Annotated in this window: 4 protein-coding genes; all 4 read right to left on the bottom strand. The window is 51.3% G+C overall.

Going from position 1 to position 6,733, the window contains the following annotated elements:
* Window positions 1–173: 173 nt before the first annotated feature.
* From HZY94_RS03315 to HZY94_RS03300, 4 genes are read right to left on the bottom strand one after another with little or no spacing between them, the layout of a single operon-like run.
* Window positions 174–1,940, bottom strand: a complete 1,767-nt coding sequence (locus HZY94_RS03315) for an ABC transporter ATP-binding protein (protein WP_179925002.1) — start codon at window positions 1,938–1,940, stop codon at window positions 174–176.
* A 3-nt stretch (window positions 1,941–1,943) separates the two neighbouring features.
* Window positions 1,944–3,671, bottom strand: coding sequence for an ABC transporter ATP-binding protein (locus HZY94_RS03310; RefSeq protein WP_179925001.1), 1,728 nt, complete (start codon window positions 3,669–3,671; stop codon window positions 1,944–1,946).
* A 37-nt stretch (window positions 3,672–3,708) separates the two neighbouring features.
* A complete protein-coding gene (mutS, locus tag HZY94_RS03305; RefSeq protein WP_179925000.1) occupies window positions 3,709–6,240 on the bottom strand; it encodes a DNA mismatch repair protein MutS in 2,532 nt (843 codons plus the stop codon).
* Entirely contained in the window at window positions 6,237–6,686 is a 450-nt protein-coding gene (locus HZY94_RS03300; protein WP_179924999.1) for an arginine repressor, read from the bottom strand. Before HZY94_RS03300 ends, mutS begins: the two co-directional genes overlap by 4 nt.
* Between the last annotated feature and the right edge of the window lie 47 nt (window positions 6,687–6,733).

The following is a 6,733-nucleotide window of genomic DNA, read 5'->3' as shown; positions in this document are numbered from 1 at the left end:
AAATAGAGGTTCTAGAGGACTATTTGCCATGGTCTGAAATCATACAGAAGAATTGTCAATAAAAAAGGTTCCCGAGTCAATCAACTCTGGAACCTTTTTCATATACTTGGTTATAGCGCGCTTACTTATTTTCAAAAATACCCCAGCTGTTTTCAGCTGGGGATGAAATCCATTTATTCCTCATCACGCGCAAATTGGCTTTGATAGAGGTCGTAGTAGAAGCCTTGGTCGGCCAAGAGGCTTGTGTGGGTTCCTTGTTCGATGATCTGGCCTTCTTTAAGGACCAGGATCTTATCGGCTTCTTGAATGGTGGAGAGGCGGTGGGCAATGACAAAGCTGGTCCGTCCTTGCACGAGCGTTTTCATGGCTTTCTGGATCAGCAGCTCCAAGCGGGTGTCGACCGAGCTAGTTGCCTCATCCAGGATCAGGATTTTCGGATCAGCGAGGAGGGCCCGGGCGATGGTCAGCAATTGTTTCTGACCGAGAGAGATGTTGCTGGACTCTTGGTTCATCTGCATCTTGTAACCACCTGGAAGGCTGCGGATGAAATAATCCACATTGGCCGCCTTGGCGGCCGCCACAATCTCCTCATGGGTCGCCTCTAAGTTCCCGAAGCGCAGGTTCTCCTCAATGCTGGCCTCGTACAGCCAGGCATCCTGCAGGACCATCCCGAACTGCCGGCGGTAGTCCTGGCGGTCAATGCTGCGGATGTCCCGACCATCGACACGGATCGCCCCGCCATCCACATCATAGAAGCGCATAAGCAGGTTGATCAGGGTTGTTTTGCCGGCCCCTGTTGGACCAACAATGGCCACCATTTGGCCTGGTTCAACTTCTAGGTTAAAATTTTGAATCAGCGGTTTGTCCGCACTATAGCTAAAGGAGACTTGGTCAAAGGTTACCTGACCGCTAAGCGGTTGGGCAAGGGCTGTTTCACCGGTCGCATTTTCTGCTGGTTGATCCAAGACTTGGAAAATCCGATCCAGTGAGGACTGGGCACTTTGGAGCTGGCCCGAGATCTGGGTCAAAATTTGTACGGGTTGGCTGATTTGCCAGACATACTGGACAAAAGCCTGCATGTTCCCGATGGTCAAACGACCCGCCAAGACCTGGAGACCGCTGAGAAAGGCGATAATGACATAGGCAAAGTCGGATAGTCCGTGGAGGAGGGGAGCCATGAGACCGGAGCGGAAACCAGCTTGGAAGCCAACTTCTTCTAACTCATCCACGATGGCTTGAAATTCCTCCACGGTCTCGTCTTCACGGCCATAGAGTTTTACAATCTGGAAACCAGTCAGGTGCTCCTGCACAAACCCATTTAATGTTCCCACAATATCGGCTTGACGCTTAAAGGAAGGTTGGGAAAACTTGAGAATTCTGCTGGATGTAAAATAGGTCAGCGGGATAATCAGGGTCACGACCAGAGCTAGAGGCAGATTGATGGAATAAACCATCGCCAACACCAAAACAATGGTGACAATGGCATTGATAATCTGTAAAAAGCTTTGTTGGAGGGCATTTGAGACGGTTTCGACATCTGTCGTGAAACGTCCGAGCAAATCTCCAAACTGCTGGCGATCAAAGTAGGAAACGGGCAGGTGGTTGACCTTGTGGCTCAACTCCTTACGCAGGTCGCCAACGGTCGCCTGCACCGCATTGGTCATAAAGTAGTTAGCATAGTAGGCTCCAACTGAATACAGGGTTCCCCGGATGAGGTAGAGGACCAGAATCCAGAAGATATAGGAAACATTGAGGCCACTGGCCTTCCCTTGAGCCATATCGAGGAGATTCTGGGTCAACTCTGTGATGGCCAAACCCAGCACAAAGGGCTCCAAAACGGACATAACAATGCTGAGAACCTTGAAAGCCACCGCTAGATAAACACTCGCCCGGTAAGCACGCAGATAGGTCCAGAGACGTTTGAAGTTATTTTCTTTCACAATCTACTCCTCCCCTCTATTCAGCTGCGAATTTGCGATTTCACGATAGATTGTATTGGTTTCCAGCAATTCCTCATGGGTTCCACGACCCACAATTTCACCCTTATCCAAAACAATAATTTGATCGGCATCCATGATCGTTCCAACCCTTTGCGCCACAATCAAAACGGTTGCGTTCTGGGTCACTTCTTTGAGTCTGGCCCGCAAAAGGGCATCGGTTTTGTAATCCAGGGCGGAGAAGGAGTCGTCAAAGATGTAAATCTCTGGTTCCTTCACCAAGGCACGAGCAATCGACAAGCGTTGCTTTTGACCACCGGATAGGTTGCTGCCGCCTTCGGCTAGATGGGTTTCAAACTGGTCTTCCTTACTTTGAATAAACTCCAAGGCTTGGGCCACGTCAGAGGCGCTCTCCAAGTCTTCCTGATCAGCCTGGGCATTCCCGAAGCGTAGGTTTTCGGCAATGCTACCGGTAAATAAGAGCGCCTTCTGCGGAATAAAGCCAATCTTCTGGCGGAGGGCTTTCAGGTTATAGGAACGCACATCAACCCCATCGATCAAGATCCGCCCCAAGGTTACGTCAAAGAAGCGGGGGATCAACTGGACCAAGGAAGATTTCCCTGAACCCGTAGAGCCAATAAAGGCAATGGTTTGACCTGGCTGGGCCTTGAAGGAAATATCGTGTAAGACCGGATTTTCCGTTTCACCCGGATAGGCAAAAGTCACCCGATCAAACTCCAAGTAGCCCTTGGTCTCTGTTTCCGTCACTCCGTCTTCATTAGGCGAAATCGACAGGGGCATATCCATGATCTCCTGAAGACGGCGAGCAGAAACGGCTGTCCGGGGATACATGGTGAAGAGACCTGCCAACAGCAAGCAGGATAAGAGGGCATGGAAGCTGTATTCAATAAAGGCCACCACCACCCCAATTTGAATCTGCCCCTGGTTCAAAGGAGCCAGGGCAAACCAGACAATAGCCACAATCATCGCAATAATAATCTGGGCAAAGAGGGGGTCGGTCAAACCGGTCAACTTAAAGAGCCGGTTGGAATTGGCCTGGTAACGGTCATTTTCCTGGGCAAAGCGGTCCTCTTGAAACGCTTCGCGCCCAAAGGCCCGAATCACGCGCAAACCGGTCAAATTTTCCCGGGCAAAATGGTTGATCCGATCCAAACTTTCTTGTTGTTTCTCCGATAGCGGACGGCTGGCCACCGCCACATACCAAATCACCAAGACCAAGAAAGGAATGGAAAAGGCCACAATCCAACTCAAGGACGGGCTGGTCACAAAGACCATCACCAAGCTTGACAACAACATCAAGGGAGTAATCACCCCAAATTTCAAGGTCTGATCCGCAAACTGCATCAGGGTGAAAGCATCACTGGTAATCCGAGTTACCAGAGAAGAAACCCCGATTTGTTCGTATTCCTGGTGGGAATAGTACTGGAGCTGCTTGTAAATATCCAAACGCATATCGCGGATCATCTTATTGGTCAAACGACTACCGGCATAGGTCTGTAAAAAACGACCCAAGATGCCAACTAGGACCGTGACCAGCATCACGAAGCCCCAGAAATAAATCCGGGACTCGTCTTCGGCCACAATTCCCTGGTCAATCATCCGTGCCAAAAAAGTCGGCAAGCCCAGGTTGACCATTACAAATAAGGTCGCTGCAAGAATATCTAAAGCTAGCAGCTGGGGATGTTTTTTTAAATAATTCCAAATGTAAAGCAATGCATCTCCTTTCAAAATTCTAGCTAGGCTGATTCTGTTACTCTGCCTGTAACTCTTTCTGAGCCTGATCCAAGAACAACAAGGCTTCTAGGGGAGTCATCTGGCTCAGATTGACAGTTTTTAGTTGTTCCAATAGGGGGTGGGGCTGGACCGGCGGAGCTTCTGGAACCAGGAAGAGATCCAGTTGCCCAGTCTGGGGACGCACATCCTGGCTTTCCAGTCCATCCAGAATGACCTGGGCTCGCGTCAATAGTTCCCTGGGGAGACCGGCAATTTTCGCCACGTGAATCCCATAAGACTGGTCGGCCGGGCCGGGTTCAATCTTGTGGAGGAAAGTCACTGTTCCACCTTCTTCTAAGGTGGCAACGTGGACATTGGCCAGACCCGACAGATGGTTTTCGAGGTCCGTTAACTCATGGTAGTGGGTTGCAAAGAAGGTTTTGGCTCCCACTTTATCATGAATGTATTCAATCAAGGCTTGGGCCAAGGCCATACCATCGTAGGTTGCTGTCCCACGGCCCAGCTCATCAAAAAGAATCAGCGACTGGGGGCTAGCGTGCTGGACGGCTTGATTGGCTTCCATCATCTCGACCATAAAGGTAGACTGGCCGGAAACCAAATCGTCAGCCGCCCCAATACGGGTAAAGATGGCATCAAAAATGGGGAGGTCAGCCTCCTTGGCCGGAACATAGGAGCCTAACTGAGCCAGGATCACCATAATCGCGATCTGACGCATATAGGTCGATTTCCCGCTCATATTTGGGCCGGTAATCAACTGGATCCGATCCTCGGGCGCCATAACCAGGCTGTTGGGAATATAGGACTGACGGCCCAAGACTGCTTCAACCACCGGATGGCGACCTTCCAGCACATGAATCTGCCCCGTCTGGTTAAAGGTCGGCTTGACCCAGAGCTGGCTTTCGGCCACAAAAGCCAGACTTTGCAAAACATCAACACTGGCCAAGGCCCCGGCCAAACTTTGCAGGCGCGGCATATACTTGGCAACTTCTTCCCGGATCCGCATAAAGAGATCGTACTCCAATTGCGATGATTGATCCCGAGCCTCCAAGAGCTGGCCTTCAATTTGCGCCAGTTCCTGACTACCGAAGCGCTCCGAATTTTTCAGCGTCGCTTTGCGGTAAAAGTGGTCGGGCACATGGCTGAGTTGGGACTGGGTGACATGGAAATAGTAACCATCCTTGCGGTTGTAATCAATCTTGAGATTGTTAATCCCTGTCGCCTGACGTTCCCGGCTCTCCAAATCCGCCAGCCAGGAGGTCCCTTCCCGCAAAGCCTTGCGGTATTGGTCTAGCACGGGATCAAAGCCAGTCTTGATCAGACCGCCATCCATAAGTTGGTTGGGAGCCTCCGGGTCGATGGCCGCATCAATCAAGGCATAGAGCTCTTCCAAGGGATCCAAGCCCTGAACCAGGGGCTCCAAGGCCGCTTGCTCCAGACTCAATAAGAGTTGCCGGATTTGCGGCACCTGCCCCAGGGTTGCCGATAGTTGCAAGAGATCCTTGGGCAGGGTCTTCCCAAAGGACACCCGACTCACCAGACGCTCAATATCATAGACCCCCTTCAGGCTCTCAACCAAGTCCTGGCGTTCAAAAAAGGCCTCCAGCAAGATCGTCACCTGCTCCTGCCGTTGCTCAATCTTATCCTTGTCCAAGAGCGGCTGTTGAATCCAGCGGCGTAACAGCCGCAACCCCATGGCCGTCCGTGTCTGGTCCAAAACTCCTAATAAAGACCCCTGCTTCTTGCCCGTTCGCGCATGCTCGGTTAGATCTAGGCTTTGTTTGGTCGCAAAATCCATGCGGAGGGAGTCCGCAATTTGATAGACCTCAACCGGCTTCAAATGGTCCAGATCCCGCATTTGCGTCTGGTAAATATAAGCCAACAGACTAGCTGCTGCCAAAAAGGCCAACTCTGACAAGGTCGACGGTAGGAGGGGACTGGCATCCAAGGGCTTGTCCACCCAGGAAACCAGAAGCTGCAACTGCTGGCTCAAAAGGGCTTCTTGCTCCTCTGAAACCTGGCCCGCTAGCACCACTTCCTTGGCCTGGAGATTACGGATTTCACTCAAGACCAAATCCCAACGATCCAGCTGGGTCACTCCAAATTCCCCGGTAGCCAAATCCAGATGAGCTAGGCCAAAGCCCTGCCCCTTGCTATAAAGGGCTACTAAGAAATTATTCTGGCCATCCCGGCTAGGACCATCGAGACTGGTCCCTGGCGTGACAACCTGAACAACCTCTCGCTTAACCACGCCCTTGGCCTGCTTGGGATCCTCCATTTGCTCAGCAATCGCAACCTTGTAGCCCTGCTCAATCAGGGTGTCAATGTACTGCTGGGCTGAATGGTAGGGAACCCCTGCCATGGGAATGGGGTCCGCCGCATTTTTATTGCGCGAGGTAATGGAAATCTCTAGAATCTGCGCCGCTCGGGTCGCATCCTCATAAAAAAGTTCATAAAAATCCCCCATGCGGAAAAAGAGGAAGGCATCGGGGTAATCTTTTTTCATATCGACATACTGCTGCATGCCTGGTGATAGTTTAGTTTGACTCATAGATCCTCCTCAACATAGGAGCGGATATCCCGCTCGAGGCTGGCACCATCCTGACTGGAACGCGTCACGACCAACAGCGTGTCAGCTCCTGCAATGGTTCCCAAAATCCGCGGATCGCCACTGGCATCTAGGCTATTGGCCAAGACCGAGGCTTCACCCAGACCAGTATGCAAAACCAGGCTGAAATCAACCCGGTCAATTTTCTGCACATAAAGAGCCGCATCGGCCAATCCAGATTCAGCCTCAAGCCGCGGCAGACGGTAAAAAGAGGAACCTTGACTGGACAGCTGCCGCTCCACCCCCAGCTCCTTCATATCCCGAGACAAGGTCGCCTGGCTCACAACTACTCCAGCGGCCTTCAAGGCCGCTTGCAGTTCCTGCTGCCGGTAAAAGCGCTGCTCTTCCAGCAACTGCCGCATCAAATTCTGTCTTTCTACTTTTTTCATGGTCTTTCCTCACGCATTCTGTTTCAATTATAACAAATTTTTTATCA

Origin of the sequence: Streptococcus danieliae, assembly GCF_013415245.1 — a bacterium.
Lineage (GTDB): Bacteria > Bacillota > Bacilli > Lactobacillales > Streptococcaceae > Streptococcus > Streptococcus danieliae_A.
Note: the sequence above shows the minus strand (reverse complement) of the source record. Positions and strands in the feature narration are given on the sequence as shown.

Coding starts and splice junctions, on each gene's coding strand:
- HZY94_RS03300 (WP_179924999.1), bottom strand. CDS start 6,686: ATGAAAAAAGTAGAAAGACAGAATTTGATGCGGCAGTTGCTGGAAGAG.
- mutS (WP_179925000.1), bottom strand. CDS start 6,240: ATGAGTCAAACTAAACTATCACCAGGCATGCAGCAGTATGTCGATATG.